The organism is Pseudomonas sp. 10-1B, from assembly GCF_000935045.1.
Taxonomy (GTDB): domain Bacteria; phylum Pseudomonadota; class Gammaproteobacteria; order Pseudomonadales; family Pseudomonadaceae; genus Aquipseudomonas.
This window is the reverse complement of the sequence record NZ_JYKS01000035.1, coordinates 96,819-112,377: the sequence shown is the minus strand read 5'-3', so window position 1 is coordinate 112,377 and position 15,559 is coordinate 96,819. Positions and strand designations below refer to the sequence as shown.

Annotated in this window: 11 protein-coding genes; 3 read left to right on the top strand and 8 right to left on the bottom strand. The window is 64.6% G+C overall.

Annotated elements, in window-relative coordinates:
- Nucleotides 1–544: 544 nt before the first annotated feature.
- Genes TZ03_RS19600 through TZ03_RS19590 form a run of 3 tightly spaced genes read left to right on the top strand, consistent with a single transcriptional unit; the run spans nt 545 to nt 6,014 of the window.
- Complete coding sequence (locus TZ03_RS19600; RefSeq protein WP_051099830.1) at nt 545–1,783, top strand: exonuclease SbcCD subunit D C-terminal domain-containing protein; 1,239 nt, start codon at nt 545–547, stop codon at nt 1,781–1,783.
- Nucleotides 1,780–5,424 (top strand): SbcC/MukB-like Walker B domain-containing protein, encoded by a 3,645-nt coding sequence (locus TZ03_RS19595; protein ID WP_051099829.1) that lies wholly within the window; start codon nt 1,780–1,782, stop codon nt 5,422–5,424. Before TZ03_RS19600 ends, TZ03_RS19595 begins: the two co-directional genes overlap by 4 nt.
- Nucleotides 5,421–6,014, top strand: coding sequence for a glutathione S-transferase (locus tag TZ03_RS19590; protein WP_051099851.1), 594 nt, complete (start codon nt 5,421–5,423; stop codon nt 6,012–6,014). Before TZ03_RS19595 ends, TZ03_RS19590 begins: the two co-directional genes overlap by 4 nt.
- Before the next feature lie 217 nt (nt 6,015–6,231).
- Here the strand turns inward: TZ03_RS19590 and TZ03_RS19585 are convergent, their stop codons facing one another.
- From TZ03_RS19585 to TZ03_RS19550, 8 genes are all read right to left on the bottom strand, one after another.
- Nucleotides 6,232–6,411 carry a hypothetical protein gene (locus TZ03_RS19585; RefSeq protein ID WP_051099828.1) on the bottom strand — a complete coding sequence of 60 codons (180 nt, stop codon included), beginning with the start codon at nt 6,409–6,411 and terminating at the stop codon, nt 6,232–6,234.
- A gap of 122 nt (nt 6,412–6,533) precedes the next feature.
- A complete protein-coding gene (locus tag TZ03_RS19580; protein ID WP_236692855.1) occupies nt 6,534–7,664 on the bottom strand; it encodes a lactonase family protein in 1,131 nt (376 codons plus the stop codon).
- Nucleotides 7,630–7,920: a DUF5629 family protein gene (locus TZ03_RS19575; protein ID WP_051099826.1), complete on the bottom strand. Its 291-nt coding sequence runs from the start codon at nt 7,918–7,920 to the stop codon at nt 7,630–7,632. Before TZ03_RS19575 ends, TZ03_RS19580 begins: the two co-directional genes overlap by 35 nt.
- A 165-nt stretch (nt 7,921–8,085) precedes the next feature.
- On the bottom strand, nt 8,086–10,461 hold the full coding sequence (locus TZ03_RS19570) for an efflux RND transporter permease subunit (RefSeq protein WP_051099850.1): 2,376 nt from the start codon (nt 10,459–10,461) through the stop codon (nt 8,086–8,088).
- Between the two features lie 20 nt (nt 10,462–10,481).
- Nucleotides 10,482–11,522: a YCF48-related protein gene (locus tag TZ03_RS19565; RefSeq protein ID WP_051099825.1), complete on the bottom strand. Its 1,041-nt coding sequence runs from the start codon at nt 11,520–11,522 to the stop codon at nt 10,482–10,484.
- A 270-nt stretch (nt 11,523–11,792) separates the two neighbouring features.
- A complete protein-coding gene (gene pepN / locus TZ03_RS19560; protein ID WP_051099824.1) occupies nt 11,793–14,450 on the bottom strand; it encodes an aminopeptidase N in 2,658 nt (885 codons plus the stop codon).
- Between the two features lie 13 nt (nt 14,451–14,463).
- Nucleotides 14,464–15,294: a DUF2797 domain-containing protein gene (locus TZ03_RS19555; RefSeq protein ID WP_051099823.1), complete on the bottom strand. Its 831-nt coding sequence runs from the start codon at nt 15,292–15,294 to the stop codon at nt 14,464–14,466.
- Nucleotides 15,291–15,551 carry a YeaC family protein gene (locus TZ03_RS19550; protein ID WP_051099822.1) on the bottom strand — a complete coding sequence of 87 codons (261 nt, stop codon included), beginning with the start codon at nt 15,549–15,551 and terminating at the stop codon, nt 15,291–15,293. Before TZ03_RS19550 ends, TZ03_RS19555 begins: the two co-directional genes overlap by 4 nt.
- Nucleotides 15,552–15,559 lie beyond the last annotated feature (8 nt).

Genomic DNA, 15,559 nt, shown 5'->3' with positions numbered 1-15,559 from the left:
AATCAATACGGCCGCTTTGTTTGCGGAGCCCAAGACAGACTTAGAAGCCATACCATTTTGCTGCGGAACTTCCAATATAAAAGCGTGATCGCATCATGGCGACCAGGTGTTCGCCGCCACATTCTCAGCGCCTGTGAGATCGAGCGCCGCCCGCGCGGCGCTTCGCGGCACAAGGCCGCTCCCACATCTGTTTCGGGCCAGTTATTCCTGCCTCCTCCGCACTCGCGCCCTGGTGCATGGCTGGAAATTGATGAACAGCAGCTGCGCAGCCGATATCGAAGGGAACAAACAAGGCGGACAGAGGTGACTCACAGGAGGGACTGGCCCGAAACAGACAGTGGGAGCGGGCTTGCCCCGCGAAGCGCCGCGCGGGCGGCGCTCGATCTCCCAGGCGCCGAAAATGCAGCGACGAACACCTGCAGGCCCTCACCCCATCCCCAGCCATGCACCCCGAACCCAGCTTGGGTTACCATACCGCCCTTGCGCAACGCCCATCCCCCAAGCCAAGCCCCCGCTTGCTCGACTCGATACCAACAGGTCATCCATGCGTCTGTTTCACACCTCCGACTGGCACCTGGGCCAAAGCCTGCACGGCCAGGAACGCGATTTCGAACACGCCTGCTTCCTCGACTGGCTGCTCGGCCAACTGCGCCTGCGCCAGCCGGATGCGCTGCTGATCGCCGGCGATATCTTCGACACGGTCAACCCACCGGTCAAAGCCCAGGAGCGCCTCTACGACTTCATCGTCCAGGCCCACGAGCAACAGCCCAAGCTGGACATCGTGATGATCGCCGGCAACCACGACTCCGGCTCGCGCATCGAGCTGCCCGCCGCGCTCATGCGCCGCCTGCGCACCCACGCGCTGGGGCGGGTGCACTGGCTGGACGAGGGCCAGCTGGATGCCGAGCGCCTGCTGATCCCGCTGACCAACGGCCGCGGCAAGGTCGCCGCCTGGTGCCTGGCCCTGCCCTTCCTGCGCCCGGCCGAGGTGACCGGCCCGCAACTGGGGGACGACTACCTGCAAGGCATCACCCAGGTGCACCAGCAACTGATCGCCGCCGCGCTGAAGAAGCGCAAGAAAGACCAGGCACTGATCGCCATCAGCCATGCGCACATGGCCGGTGGCGCGGTGTCGGAGGACTCCGAGCGTAGCCTGATCATCGGCAACGCCGAAGCGCTGCCGGCCAAGCTGTTCGACAAGGCCATCAGCTACGTCGCCCTGGGCCACCTGCACAAGCCGCAGAAGGTCAACCGCGAAGAACGTATCCGCTACAGCGGCTCGCCGATCCCGCTGTCGTTCGCCGAAATCAACTACCCGCACCAGGTGCTGGAAGTGGAGCTGGACGGCAACGGCCTGGTAAGCGTCGAACCGCGCCCGGTACCGCGCGCCGTGGCCCTGCAACGGGTCGGCCCGGCGCCGCTGGGCGAGCTGCTGGAGCAACTGGCCGAGCTGCCGGTGATCGACCTGCTCGAAGACCCCAACCGCCAGCCCTGGCTGGAAGTGCGGGTGATACTGGACGAGCCGCAACCCGACCTGCGTCAGCAGATCGAAACGGCACTCGAAGGCAAGGCCGTGCGCTTGATCCGCATCAGCGCCGAATACGCTGGCCGCAACAGCGCCGAAGACGATGACCTGGCCTTTGTCGAACTGGCCCAGATGACCCCGCAAGACCTGTTCAGCCGCGCCTGGGAGCAAGCCTACGGCAACCCCGTCGACGAACAGGCGCTGGCCGACTTTGCCCTGCTGTTGCAGGACGTGCAGCAGGAAGAGGAGCAGCCATGAAGATTCTCGCCATCCGCCTGAAGAACCTGGCATCGCTGGCCGGCCCGGTCGACATCGACTTCACCGCCGAACCCTTGGCCAGCGCTGGCCTGTTCGCCATCACCGGGCCTACCGGCGCCGGCAAGAGTACCCTGCTCGACGCCCTGTGCCTGGCGCTGTTCGGCACCGTGCCGCGGCTGAACGACATCGGCCGCGAAGCCAAGGTGCCCGACGCCGACGGCGAAATCCCCACCTCCGACCCACGCAACCTGCTGCGCCGGGGCACCGGCAGCGGTTTTGCCGAGGTCGACTTCGTCGGCATCGACGGCCGTCGTTATCGCGCCCGTTGGGAAGCCAACCGCGCCCGCGACAAGGCCAACGGCAAGCTGCAGCACAGCCGCCAGAGCTTCTACGATCTGGACAGCGAACAGGTGCTGGGCAGCGGCAAGAACGAATACAAACAGCTGGTCGAAGCCCGCCTGGGCCTGAACTTCGAGCAGTTCACCCGCGCGGTGATGCTGGCCCAGAGCGAGTTCGGCGCCTTCCTCAAGGCCGATGACAAAGAACGCAGCGAGCTGCTGGAAAAGCTCACCAACACCGCCATCTACACCCGCCTGGGCCAGCGTGCCTTCAGCAAGGCGCGCGAAGCCGGCGAAGCCCACAACGCCCTGAAGGACCGCGCCAGCCACCTGCTGCCGATGGCGGCCGAAGCCCGCGCCGAGCTCGACCAGCGCCTGGAACTGGCGCAGCAGCAGTTCAAGGCCGACCAGGCCGGCGAGCGCCAGCTGGAACAGCAACGCAACTGGCTGAATGAGCAGCGCCAACTGCAGGACCAGCACGCCGAAGCCAGCACCGCGCTGCAGGCTGCCGAACAGGACTGGCAGCAACTGGCCGAACCGCGCCTGGACCTTGCGCGCCTGGAGCGCCTGGCTCCGCAGCGCCACCAGTTCCACCGCCAGCAGACCCTGACCGCGCAACTGGCGCCGGTAGCGACGAAGATCGCTGAACAGCAGCAGCAACAAGCCGAGCTGCAAGTGCGCACCAGCGAGCTCGCACAGGCGCTGGACAACGCACGCCAAGCGCTTGCCGAAAGCCAGGCCCAGCACGGCGAAAACGCCCCACGCCTGCGCCAGGCCTTTGCCGCCCAGGACAACCTGGCCCGCCTCGACCAGGAGCTGGCCGCTCAACGCAGCGCCAACCAGCAGGCGCAGCAGCAGGTCGCCGATGGCCAGCAGCAGTTGCAGCAGCTGGAAGACAACCAGCAGCGCAGCCTGCAGCAACTGGCGCAGATCGACACCGCGCTCGCCGAAAGCCAGCACCTGGCGGGCCTGGCCAACGCCTGGCATGCCTACCTGCCACAATTGAAGCAGGTGATGCTGATCGGCGGCCGCCTGGCCAAGGGCCGTGAAGAACTGCCCGGCCTGCAGGCCCAGGCCAGCCAGGCCAATGCGCACTTGCAGGCCGAGCGCGATGCTTATGACCTGCTGTTCCGCGAAGCCAAGGCCGAGCCCCAGGCCCTGGCCGAGCAGATCGACCTGCTGGGCGGCATGCTGCAGGACAACCGCAAGCAGCAGCGCAGCGTCGAAGTGCTGGCGCGCCTGCATGGCCGTGAGCTGGAGCTGCGCCAGCAGCTGGATACCGTGCGCGAGCGGCAACAGCAAGCCATGCAGCAACGCCAGCAGTTGATCGGCGAAGGCACCGCCGCCAAGGCCGAGCTGGAAGCGGCCGAACAGGCGCTCAACCTTACTCGCCAATTGCTGGAACGCCAGCGCCTGGCGCGCAACACCAGCGTCGAAGAGCTGCGCGGCCAGTTGCGCGACGGCGAACCTTGCCCGGTATGCGGCAGCGCCGAACACCCGTTCCATCAACCCGAAGCCCTGCTGCAAAGCCTCGGTCGCCATGACCAGGCCGAAGAAGACGCCGCACAGAAGCAGGTCGAAACCCTCAACGGCAAGCTGGTGGAACTGCGCACCCAACTGGGTGTGGTCAATGCCCAGCTCAAGGACTACCAGCAGCAACAGCAGCAACTGGGCGAACAGCTGCAACCGCTGGAAGCCCAGGTGCAAGCGCATAGCCTCTGGCCTGCCCTCGCCCCGCAGGACGACAAGGCTCGCAGCGCCTGGCTCGACAGCCAGTTGCGCCGCCTGGACGAAGAGATCAACCGCGACGAGAAGCGCCAGAGCGCCCTGCTCGCCCTGCAGAAGGACGCCGCCCGCCTCAACCAGCAGTTGCAAGCTGCCCACGAGGCGCAACAACAGGCCCAGCGCCACCTGGAGCAACAGCACCAGGCCCTGGCCAGCGACGAGCAGCAGTTGCAGCAAGGCCTGAGCGACCTGGCCAGCGTGCTGCCCGAAGAAGCCGTCAACGCGCTGAGCGATGACCCGGCCAATGCCTTCCTCGCCCTCGACCAGCAAATCGCCCAACGCTTGCAACAACTGGAGCAGCGCAAGGACGAACTGGAAGAACAGCAAGCCCGCCAAGCCCAGTTGGACAAGCTGCGCGACCAGCAACAGGCGCGCGTGCAAACCCAGCAGCAATTGCAGCAGCAACTCGCCATCCTCGACGAGCAACGCCAGCAGGCCCAGGCCTCGCTCGGCGAACTGCTCGGCGCGCACGCCAGCGCCGAAGCCTGGCAACAGCACATGGACACCACACTGGAGCAAGCCCGCGCCCTCGACGCCGACACCGCCCAGCGCCTGCAGGAGCTGCGCACCCAGGGTGTGCAACTGGCCGGCGAACTCAAGGCCAACGTCCAACAGCAACAGGCGCTGGACAGCGAGAGCCAGCAGTTGCAGGCCCAGATCGCCCAGTGGCGCGGCGAACACCCGGAACTGGATGACGCCGGCCTGGATCGCCTGCTGGCCATGGATGATGCCCAGGTCAACGAACTGCGCCAGCGCCTGCAAGCTGCCGAAAAAGCCATCGAACAGGGCCGTGTGTTGCTGCAGGAGCGTGAACAACGCCTGCAGCAACATGCCGCGCAAATGACCGTGGACACTTCGGCCGAAGCCCTGGAGCAAGCCCTGGGCGAATTGCGCCAACGCCTGGCCAACCACGAGCAGCAGTGCGCCGAACTGCGCGCGCAGCAGGCCGATGACCAGCGCCGCCAGCAAGCGCACCAGGCCTTGGCGACAGAAATCGAACAGGCTCAGCAACAATGGCAACGCTGGGCCCGCCTGAATGCCCTGATCGGCTCGGCCTCGGGCGATGTGTTCCGCAAGATCGCCCAGGGCTACAACCTCGACCTGCTGCTGCACCACGCCAACGCCCAACTGCGCCAACTGGCCCGCCGTTACCGCCTCAAGCGCGGCGGCAGCGCCCTCGGCCTGCTGGTGCTGGATACCGAGATGGGCGACGAACTGCGCTCGGTGCACTCGCTGTCGGGCGGTGAAACCTTCCTGGTGTCCCTGGCCCTGGCCCTGGGCCTGGCGTCGATGGCCTCCAGCACCCTGCGCATCGAATCGCTGTTCATCGACGAAGGCTTCGGCAGCCTCGACCCTGAGTCGCTGCAACTGGCCATGGACGCCCTCGACGGCTTGCAGGCCCAGGGCCGCAAGGTGGCAGTGATTTCCCACGTGCAGGAAATGCACGAGCGCATCCCGGTGCAAATCCAGGTACGCCGCCAGGGCAACGGCCTGAGTGACGTGGAGGTATGCGGGTGATCCTCTACTCGTTCCGCCGCTGCCCGTGGGCCATGCGTGCGCGCCTGGCGCTGCGCTATGCCGGCTGCGCAGTAGAGATTTGCGAGGTGGCAATGAAGAACAAGCCGGCAGAGCTGCTGGCCTTGTCGCCCAAAGGCACGGTGCCAGTGCTGGATACCGGCGCCGGGGTGCTGGAAGAGAGCCTGGACATCATGCGTTGGGCGCTGGCGCAAAACGACCCGCAGGACTGGAGGCTGCAGGCCGACCCTGCGGCGGCACAGCAGGCCGAAGCACTGATTGCCCGCAACGACAGCACGTTCAAGGCGCAGGTGAACCTGTACAAGTATGCCGAGCGCTACCCACAACATTCCCGCGAGCATTACCGCCAGCAAGCCGAAGCTTGGCTGACGGAGCTCGAAGGCCTGCTGACGGGCCGACCTTACTTGCTGGCCGATCATCCGAGCATTGCCGATGCCGCGCTGCTACCCCTGCTGCGCCAGTTTGCCGGGGTCGAACCGCAGTGGTTCGCCGAGGCAGCTTATCCGCGAGTGCGGAGCTGGCTGGAGGGGTGGCTGGCTTCGGAGCTGTTCAAGGCCGTCATGGCCAAATGAAACCTGTTTCCTGTACTGGCCCTATCGCCGGCAAGCCAGCTCCCACAGGTACAGCGCTGGGCCTGGGGCCTGCATACCCCCTGTGGGAGCAACTGTCTTGTATTGCCTGTACTGGCCTCATCGCCGGCAAGCCAGCTCCCACAGGTGCTGTACAGAGCTTGAGGCCTATGCGGTCAAGGTGGGAGCTGGCTTGCCGGCGATAGGGCCAGTACAGGTTTCAGTGGTGGTGCTTGCCACTCAAGGCCGCATGGAAGTTGGCACTTTGGCGCAGGTACTGCTCGGTATAACTATGGGTAGCGGACGCCTTGCCGCTGCTGTCGGCATGGGCATGTGCCGGCACTACGACCGAAGCGGAAATGGCGGATGCGGCAATGACCGGGAAGAGATTGAAGTTCATCTGGGCTGACCTCGACGGCGGTGGTTTGACTTGGCCCGGTTGGGCCTTGGGTCAAAACTTACGCCGTCAAAGCCGAACGCAAAAATTCATTGCGGCAGTATCGATTATCACGCCGATCGATATCACTCGATGAACTTGAGGTCCGAGGGTGCGTCCTGAGGCAGTATCTGCACCGTCTCGCCCAGCTTGCCGCTACGCGGATCGCGGCGCATGACCACGATCTGGTTGCTCTTCTGGTTGGCAACCAGCAGGAAGTTGTCACTCGGGTCGAGGGCGAATTCGCGAGGGTGATCGCCCTCCACCGAACGGCGCTGCAGGAACGCCAACTGGCCATCGTCCCCGCCTACGCTGAACGCCACGATCTCGTTGGCCGTGCCACGGTTGCTCACATACAGGAAGCGCCCGTCCGCCGACAGGTGCAAGCCGCCGGCCGCTTTCGCCGCCGCCTCCTGGCGCTCGGTCAGGGGCAGACGCTGGCGCTCGACCAGGTTGCCGTCCTGCACATCGAACATCACCACCTCGGCACTCATCTCCAGGGTCAGGTAGGCGTGCCGGCCCTTCGCGTCGAACAACAGGTGGCGCGGCCCACTGCCCGCAGGCAAGTCCACGGCGGCGGGTATCGCCGGCGTCAACGGGTGGTCCGTGCTGGCGCCGTCGTAGCGGTAGATGAACACCTTGTCAGCGCCCAGGTCGCTGGCATACAGGTGCCGGCCGTCCGGCGACAGCACCAGCGAATGCACATGGGCACCGGCCTGACGCTCGGGGTTGACCCCGCTGGCTTTGTGCCGGGCCTGTTGCACCACAGGCTTGAGCTTGCCGTCCTTGGCCACCGGGATGACCACCAGGCTGCCGCCGGGCTCGGGCTTGACCGCATAGTTGGCCACGAACAGGTAACGCTGGTCACGGCTGAGGCTGGCATGGGTCGGCTCGTCGCCCTGGGTGGCCACCTGGTTGAGGGGCTTGATCTCACCCTTGGCGCTGACGCTGAAGCTGCTGGCGTGGCCACTCGGGGTTTCATTGATCGCGAACAACTGGCGTTGGTCGGCCGACAGCACCAGCCACGAAGGGCTGACACTCTTCACCACTTGCTGTGCTGTGGAGGCGATGTGGCCGGTCTTGTCGTCGAACCTATAGCGGTAGATGCCCTGGCTGGCGCCATCGGTGTAGCTGCCCACCAGCAAGGTGGCGGCGTGGGCAGGAATAGTCAGGCTCATCAGGCTAGCGGTCAGCAGGCTCGTCCAGATCCGGTTCATCTTGGTCATCATCCGGGGCACGAAAGGCACTCATACAGACTAGACGATGCTCGCCGTTGGCATCGTTGAGCTGCCATTCATCACCGCTGGCGATGGCGCCGGCGACTTGCTCGGGGGTGAAGGACCAGCGGCGCAGCTGGCGGCCGTCCATGCATTCGATGGTGAGGCCGGTGGCGTCGGAGGTGAAGTCGAAAGCGTGCAGGCCGTCGATCAGGAGCATGTCGCAGGACTGCAGGGCGGTGGCGAGGGGGGACATGGGGATACCTGTAAGGGATGTTGCGGCATTATAACCCTGGGGCTGCTTTGCAGCCCAATCGCCGGCAAGCCAGCTCCCACAGGGATTGCACAGGCCATGAGGTCGATGCGGTCCCTGTGGGAGCTGGCTTGCCGGCGATTAGGCCGCAAAGCGGCCCCCTGCCATTCAATGGGCGAAAATCGACCCACCCTCCTTGCCCACCATCTTCTCCGGCTTGATCAGGAACCGCGCCAGCGCCGGCAGCAGCCACAGCGCCCCGAACATGTTCCACAACAGCATGAAGGTCAGCATCAACCCCATGTCGGCCTGGAACTTGATCGCCGAGAAGATCCAGGTGCACACGCCGATGGCCAGGCACAAGCCGGTGAACAGCACCGCCTTGCCGGTCGAGCGCAGGGTCTCGTAATAGGCCTCCTGCAATGGCAAGCCGGCGCGCAGGAAGCTTTCCAGGCGGCTGTAGATGTAGATGCCATAGTCCACGCCAATGCCCACGCCCAGCGCCACCACCGGCAAGGTCGCCACCTTGACCCCGATGCCCATGTAGGCCATCAGCGCGTTACCCAGCACCGAGGTCAGCACCAGCGGCAGGACGATGCACAGGGTGGCGGCGAACGAGCGGAAGGTGATCAGGCACATCACCGCCACGCAGATGTACACCAGAATCAGGATGGTCAGCTCGGCCGACTTGATCACTTCGTTGGTCGCCGCCTCGATCCCCGCGTTGCCGGCCGCCAGCAGGAACTGCAGGCCTTCCTTGTTGTGGCTGTCGGCAAACGCCTTGGCCGCGGCGGTGACCCGCTCCAGGGTCTCGGCCTTGTGGTCGTTGAGGAACACCAGCACCGGTGCCAGCGAGCAGTCGGCGTTGTACAGGCCATCGGCACGGGCGATGGAGTTGTTGAGGATGTCCGGGTTGCGCGACAGGGTCTCCCATTTCAGGCTGCCCTCGTTCATGCCCTTGATCACCTGCTTGGACACGGTCACCAGGGAAATCGCCGACTGCACGCCCGGGGTGTTTTCCATGGTCCACATCAGCTCGTCGATCGGCGCCATGGTCGAGTGGATCGAGCAACTCTCCGACGGGGTCTTGACCATGATCACCAGCACGTCGGAACTGGTCGAGTAGTTGCTGATGATGAAGTTGTTGTCCTGGTTGTAGCGCGAGTCGGGGCGCAGTTCCGGCGCGCCCTGGTCGAGGTCGCCGATCTTCAGGTTCTGGCTGTACCACAGGCCACCGGCGAAGGCGACCAGCGCCAGGGCCACGGACACCGGCGCGACCTTGGCGCTGGCGAAGTTCGACAGCAGGCGCCAGAACGGGTGCTCGCGAGTAGCGTCCTTCTTGCTGCGCTCGATGGCCTTCTTGCTGATGCCGACGTAGGAAATGGCCACCGGCAGCAGGATCAGGTTGGTGAAGACGATCACCGCCACACCGATGGAGGCGCCAATGGCCAGTTCACGGATCACCCCGATGTCGATGATCAGCAAGGTGATGAAGCCCACCGCGTCGGCCAGGATGGCGATCATCCCCGGCAGGAACAGCTGGCGGAAGGTGCGCCGGGCAGCGGTGAGGGCGTTGTCGGCGCCACTGGACTGCAGGGCGATGCCGTTGATCTTCTGCACCCCGTGGGAGATACCGATGGCGAAGATCAGGAATGGCACCAGCATCGAGTATGGGTCCAGGCCAAAGCCCACCGCATGCATCAGCCCCAACTGCCAGATCACCGCCACCAGGGTGGTGATGAGCACGGCGATGGTGCTGCGGATGCACCAGGTGAACCAGTACAACAGCACCCAGGTGATCGCCAGGGCTACGCCGAAGAACATCGCCACCATCACCAGGCCGTCGATCAGGTCGCCGACCTTCTTGGCGAAGCCGACGATGTGGATCTTCACATTGGGGTTCTGCGCCTGGAACTTGTCGCGGATCTTCTCTTCCAGCAGGTGGGAGAATTGCTGGTAGTCGAGCTTCACCTGCTTGCCCGGGTCCTGCGGGTCGGGATAGCTCTCCAACAGCGGCACGTCGACGATGCTGGACTTGAAGTTGTTGCCCACCAGGCGCCCGACCTGGCCCGACTTGAGCACGTTATCGCGCAAGGTGTCGAGGCTGTCCTGCGAGCCGTTGTAGGTGTTGGGGATCACCTCGCCACCGGAAAAGCCCTCTTCGGTGACCTCGCTCCAGCGCACGCTGGGGCTCCACAGCGACTTCAACCCGGCACGGTCGACACCGGGGATGTAGAACACCTCGTCATGGATCTGGCGCAGGGTCTCCATGTAGTCCTTGTCGAAGATGTCGCCGTTGACCGCCTCCACCGAGATACGCACGGTGTTGCCGAGGTTGGCCAGGTCGTTGCGGTGCTCCATCATCTGTTCGATGAACGGGTGCTCCAGCGGGATCATCTTCTCGAAGCTGGTGGAGGGGCGGATCTGCGTGGCCTGCCAGAACAGGAAAATGCTGACCAGCACGCACAGGGCGATGACCACGGGGCGGTTGTTGAAGATCAGGCGCTCGAGCAGCGTGGCCTTGTCCTGGTGATGCGGGTGCATGGTGATGCTCTCCCTGCTGGTCATGGACGTGGCTCCTTGGCTGCCTGTTCGGCACCTTCGGCGCTGGCCAGGTGCACACCGCCCTGCCCTACCAGCAGCAGGCCACCGTTGACCAGGCCACTGACACCGGCCAGGGCGATACGATCGGCACGGTTGTACACGCTGAAGGTCTGGCCGCCATCGGCGCTGCGCAGCACGCTGCCGCCATTGCCGACCAGCACCAGGGTGCCATCATCGAGAAGCGTAGCGCTTGCCAGGCCGAATTCGAGGGTACCGCGCGCCGCCTTGAGTTCGATCGGCTGCCAGCTGTCACCGAAGTCGGTAGAGCGGAACAGGTTACCGCGCAGGCCGTAGGCCAGCAGGGTGTGTGGCTGGCCAGTGGCGATCACGCCGAACAGCGAGCCCTCGTAGGGCCCCTGGACCGTAGACCAGGTCTGGCCGTTGTCGGCGGAGCGGAACATACCGCCCTGCTCGCCGACGATGAACAGCCCGGCATCGCGCACCTGGGCAATGCCGTTCAGGTGCAGTTGGTCGGGGTTGTCCAGCCGCTCGGCGACATCCTGCCAGTGCTGGCCGCCGTCGCTGGTTTCCAGCAAGGCACCGTAGGCACCCACGGCAAAGCCGTGCTGAGCGTCGAGGAACGCCACATCGAGCAAAGGCGCTTCACGGGAAAGGTCTTCGAACTGCTTGGTCCAGGTGGCGCCACCGTCGCTGCTGGCGAGGATCTGCGCATCATGGCCGACCGCCCAACCGCGCTTGTCGTCGAGGAAGAACACCGCGGTGAGCAGTTGCCGGGTGGGCACCCGGGCCTGGGTCCAGGTGTTGCCCTGGTCGTCGGAGAAGAGGATGTGGCCGCGATCGCCCACCACCACCAGGCGCTTGCCGGCATGGGTGGCATCGATCAGCAGGCTCTGGCTGGCCTTGGCCGATTCGGTGGAGTATTCGTCCGCCGCAGCGGCCTGGGCACTATCGGCCCATACCCCCAATGCCAGCGCCAGCACTGCACTGGCCGCCAGTGGCCAGGCGCCACGCCTGGCCGGCGCCATCAGCTGTTCCCTCATGACTGTCCCCCTGATTGTTGTTCTTGGTGGGTTCAATGCATTGCAGGTACTGCGAAAAGCCCGCTCTAGAGGCCTGCAATAGCTTGAGGGGATCGTAGCGGGGATGTTTGCGGGAGTACAACGGGTGGGGTGTTATGTTTTGTTGTCGGCTTGGGAAAGCCGGGGCCGCTGTGCGGCCCTTCGCGGGTAAACCCGCTCCTACAAGATTGACGCGATCCCCAGTAGGAGCGGGTTTACCCGCGAAGGGCTGCAAAGCAGCCCCCTTGGCCCTCAAGCCAAACTCTTGCTCACCACCTCATACACATCACTGGACAGCTCACCCGAAGCCAGAATCCGCTCCAGCTCGCCCTTCATCAGGCCCTGACGCGCAGCGTCATACTTGCGCCAGCGGGTCAGCGGCGCCAGTTGACGCGAGGCAATCTGCGGGTTCAGCGCATTCAGCTCGATCACCAGGTCAGCCAGGAAGCGATACCCCGAGCCATCCGCCGCATGGAAGTTGACCAGGTTCTGCCCGGCAAAGGCACCGATCAGTGCGCGCACCTTGTTCGGGTTCTTCAGGGTGAACGCCGGGTGCTGCATCAGCGCCTTGACCCGCGCCAGCCCGCCCGGCAGCGTGCTGGCCGCCTGCACGCTGAACCACTGGTCCATGACCAGCGGGTTGTCCTTGAAGTGCTCGGCAAAGGCTTCCAGGGACTTGGCCCGTTCGGCTTCGAACGGCGAGTTGACCAGCACCGCCAGCGCGGTCAGGCGCTCGGTCATGTTGTCGCACTGCTCGAACTGCTCCAGGGTCGCCTCCAGCACCTGCGGCTTACCGCTCTGCATCAGGTACGACAGAGCGATGTTCTGCAGGCTGCGACGGGCGAAGTGCTCGGCGGAGGCCACATAGGCGGTGCTGCGCGACACCTCGCGGTTGGCCTGGTAGCGCGCCCACAGGGCGTCGAACAGCTGCTCGGCGATCTGCTGGCGGGCGAACTCGCGGGCAGCGTGGATGGCATCCACGTCGGCCACCTGGCTGATCTCGGTGAGGTAGGCCTCACCTGGCAGCGAAAGCATTTCGGCAACCATGGCCGGGTCCAGCGACTCGTTGCCCAGCACAGTGCCCAGGGCAGTGATCAGGCGCTGGTCAAGCTGCAGCGCTTCACCGCGCTGATGCTGGCCGATCAGTTCCTGCAATACCTGCACTGACAGCTGCTGCCCCGCTTCCCAGCGGTTGAAGCCATCGCTGTCGTGCTGCATCAGGAACATCAGCTGGTCGCGATCATACGGGAAGCTGAGCTTGACCGGGGCGCTGAAACCACGCAGCAGCGACGGCAGCGGCTTGCCCTGAATGCCCAGGAAGGTAAAGGTCTGCTCGGCTTCGGTCACCGACAGCACGCGGCTGGCGCCTCCAGGGGCAGCTTCACCGGCCAGTTGCAGCGGCAGGTCGTTGCCTGCGGCATCCAGCAGGCCCAGTTCCACCGGGATCACGAACGGCAGCTTGTCGGCCTTGTCCGGAGTTTGCGGGCAGCTTTGGCGGAAGGTCAGGCTATAGGTCTGCGCGGCGGCATCATACGCCTCGCTGACTTCCAGGCGCGGGGTGCCGGCCTGGTTGTACCAGCGCTTGAACTGGGTGAAGTCCACGCCATTGGCGTCTTCCATGGCCTTGATGAAGTCGTCGGTGGTCACCGCCTGGCCATCATGGCGCTCGAAGTACAGGTCGCTGCCCTTGCGGAAGCCCTCGGCGCCCAGCAAGGTACGGACCATGCGCACCACTTCGGCCCCTTTCTCGTACACGGTCAGGGTGTAGAAGTTGGAGATTTCGATGAAGCTGTCCGGGCGCACCGGGTGGGCCATGGGGCCGGCGTCTTCGGCGAACTGGTGGGTACGCAGGTAGGCGACGTCTTCGATGCGCTTGACCGTGCGCGAGTTCATGTCGGCGCTGAACTCGGCATCGCGGAACACCGTGAAGCCTTCCTTGAGCGACAGCTGGAACCAGTCACGGCAGGTGACGCGGTTACCCGACCAGTTGTGGAAGTACTCGTGGGCGACCACCCCTTCGACGCGCTGGTGTGCGGCATCGGTGGCGGTTTCGGCGCGGGCCAGCACACAGCTGGAGTTGAAGATGTTCAGGCCCTTGTTTTCCATGGCGCCCATGTTGAAGTCGTTGACCGCAACGATCATGAAGATGTCCAGGTCGTACTCGCGGCCATAGACTTCTTCGTCCCAGCGCATGGACTTCTTCAGGCTGACCATGGCGTGGTCGCACTTGTCGATGTTCTCGGGCTCAACGTAGATGCGCAGGGTCACGTCGCGGCCAGACTGGCGGGTAAAGGTGTCTTCGACACACCACAGGTCACCGGCCACCAGCGCGAACAGGTAGGCCGGCTTCATGAACGGGTCTTCCCAGGTCGCCCAGTGGCGGCCGTCTTCCGCCGGCCCGCTGCCGATCGGGTTGCCGTTGGACAGCAATACCGGATAGCGATGCTGCTCGGCGATCACCGTGGTGGTGAAGGTGCTCATCACGTCCGGGCGGTCGAGGTAGTAGGTGATCTTGCGGAAGCCTTCGGCCTCGCACTGGGTGCAGAACATCTTGCCCGACTTGTACAGGCCTTCCAGCGCGGTGTTGCTCTCGGGGTGGATCTTCACGCTGGTGTCGAGGGTGAAGCGCTCGGCCTTGGGCTGCACGGTCAGGCTGTCGGCGTCGAGCTGGTAGTCGCCGGGCTGCAGCTCCTGGTCATCCAGCGAAGCGCGCAGCAGTTCCAGCTGTTGGCCATCGAGTTCCAGTGGCGGCAGGCCGGCACCGCGTGCCGGGTTGCGGCGCATGACCAGTTGCGCGTGAACCAGGGTGTGGTCCTCGAACAGCTCGAAGGTCAGGTGCGTCTCGTCGATCAGGTACTCGGGCGCCTGGTAATCCTTGAGGTAGATCACTTGCGGTTGTTCGGTACGCATGTGCAGGTCCTTTTTACTGGAGCACGGCCAACTGGTAGGCCGTGTACTTGCGAATATTGATCACACCGGTGTCGAAGATCAGGTACTGGCCCTTGATGCCCAGCAGCGTGCCTTCCACCACCGGATCCTTGTCGAGGTTGAAGCTGACGATCTTTTTCGGGTAGGCCTCGACCGGGTATTTCATCTGCACCACTTCGGCGTCGGGCAGCGGCTGGATCGCCTGCAGGCCGAAGCGTGCCTGCAGTTCGCGCAGGCCGTCGGCGCAGGCGTCGAAGATTTGTTCGCGAATGGCGACCAGGTCGAGCGCCTCGGCATCGCCCTTGAGCAGCGTGCGCCAGTTGGTACGGTCTGGCACCTGGCTGCGCAGCACGTCTTCGACCAGGCCCGACTGCTGGCGGGTGGCCACGCGCATGATCGGCAGGGCCTGACTGGCGCCCTGGTCGAGCCAGCGGGTAGGCAGCTGGGTGGTGCGGGTGATACCAACCTTGATCCCCGACGAATTGGCCAGGTAGACCACGTGGTCGGTCATGCAGAACTGTTCGCCCCACGACGGCTCACGGCAGGTACCGGCGTCGTAGTGGCATTTTTCCGGGGCCATGATGCACACGTCGCACTGCGCCAGCTTGGTCATGCACGGGTAGCAGTAACCCTGGCTGAAGCTGGTCTTGGTGCGCTTGCCGCAATGGCTGCAGTGAATGGCGCCGAGGTATTCCAGGCGCAGGCGCTGGCCGATCAGCGGGTTGACCGGCACCTGCGAGTCATCCAGGCGGAAACTGTACTGCACCACCGGTGCAGCCAGGCTGACCGCCATCTTGCTCAACGAGCCACGAGCGAGTTCGATCAATGTACCGAGTCCGACTTGAACAGAATGTTGGCGATCGGCGCGGACTTCGAGGCGCATTCCTGCGGGCCCATGTAGCCGGTGCGCTGGTCTTCGGGCAGGTTTTTCATTTCCCAGGCGATCACCGCTTGCAGCGACAGCTCTTTCTGCTCGGCGGTGAGCTTGCGGCCATCGGACCATTTGCCGATTTCCACCGCCGTTTTCAGGCTTTCGTAGATTTCGGGTGTGATGTTTTCGATCATTTGCGCGAAAGTGGACATAGTGTCTC

What these genes read in the sequence shown, in the direction of transcription:
- TZ03_RS19600 (WP_051099830.1), top strand. Translation starts at nt 545, where the DNA reads ATGCGTCTGTTTCACACCTCCGACTGGCACCTGGGCCAAAGCCTGCAC.
- TZ03_RS19595 (WP_051099829.1), top strand. Translation starts at nt 1,780, where the DNA reads ATGAAGATTCTCGCCATCCGCCTGAAGAACCTGGCATCGCTGGCCGGC.
- TZ03_RS19585 (WP_051099828.1), bottom strand. Translation starts at nt 6,411, where the DNA reads ATGAACTTCAATCTCTTCCCGGTCATTGCCGCATCCGCCATTTCCGCT.
- TZ03_RS19580 (WP_236692855.1), bottom strand. Translation starts at nt 7,664, where the DNA reads ATGAACCGGATCTGGACGAGCCTGCTGACCGCTAGCCTGATGAGCCTG.
- TZ03_RS19575 (WP_051099826.1), bottom strand. Translation starts at nt 7,920, where the DNA reads ATGTCCCCCCTCGCCACCGCCCTGCAGTCCTGCGACATGCTCCTGATC.
- TZ03_RS19570 (WP_051099850.1), bottom strand. Translation starts at nt 10,461, where the DNA reads ATGCACCCGCATCACCAGGACAAGGCCACGCTGCTCGAGCGCCTGATC.
- TZ03_RS19565 (WP_051099825.1), bottom strand. Translation starts at nt 11,522, where the DNA reads ATGAGGGAACAGCTGATGGCGCCGGCCAGGCGTGGCGCCTGGCCACTG.
- pepN (WP_051099824.1), bottom strand. Translation starts at nt 14,450, where the DNA reads ATGCGTACCGAACAACCGCAAGTGATCTACCTCAAGGATTACCAGGCG.
- TZ03_RS19550 (WP_051099822.1), bottom strand. Translation starts at nt 15,551, where the DNA reads ATGTCCACTTTCGCGCAAATGATCGAAAACATCACACCCGAAATCTAC.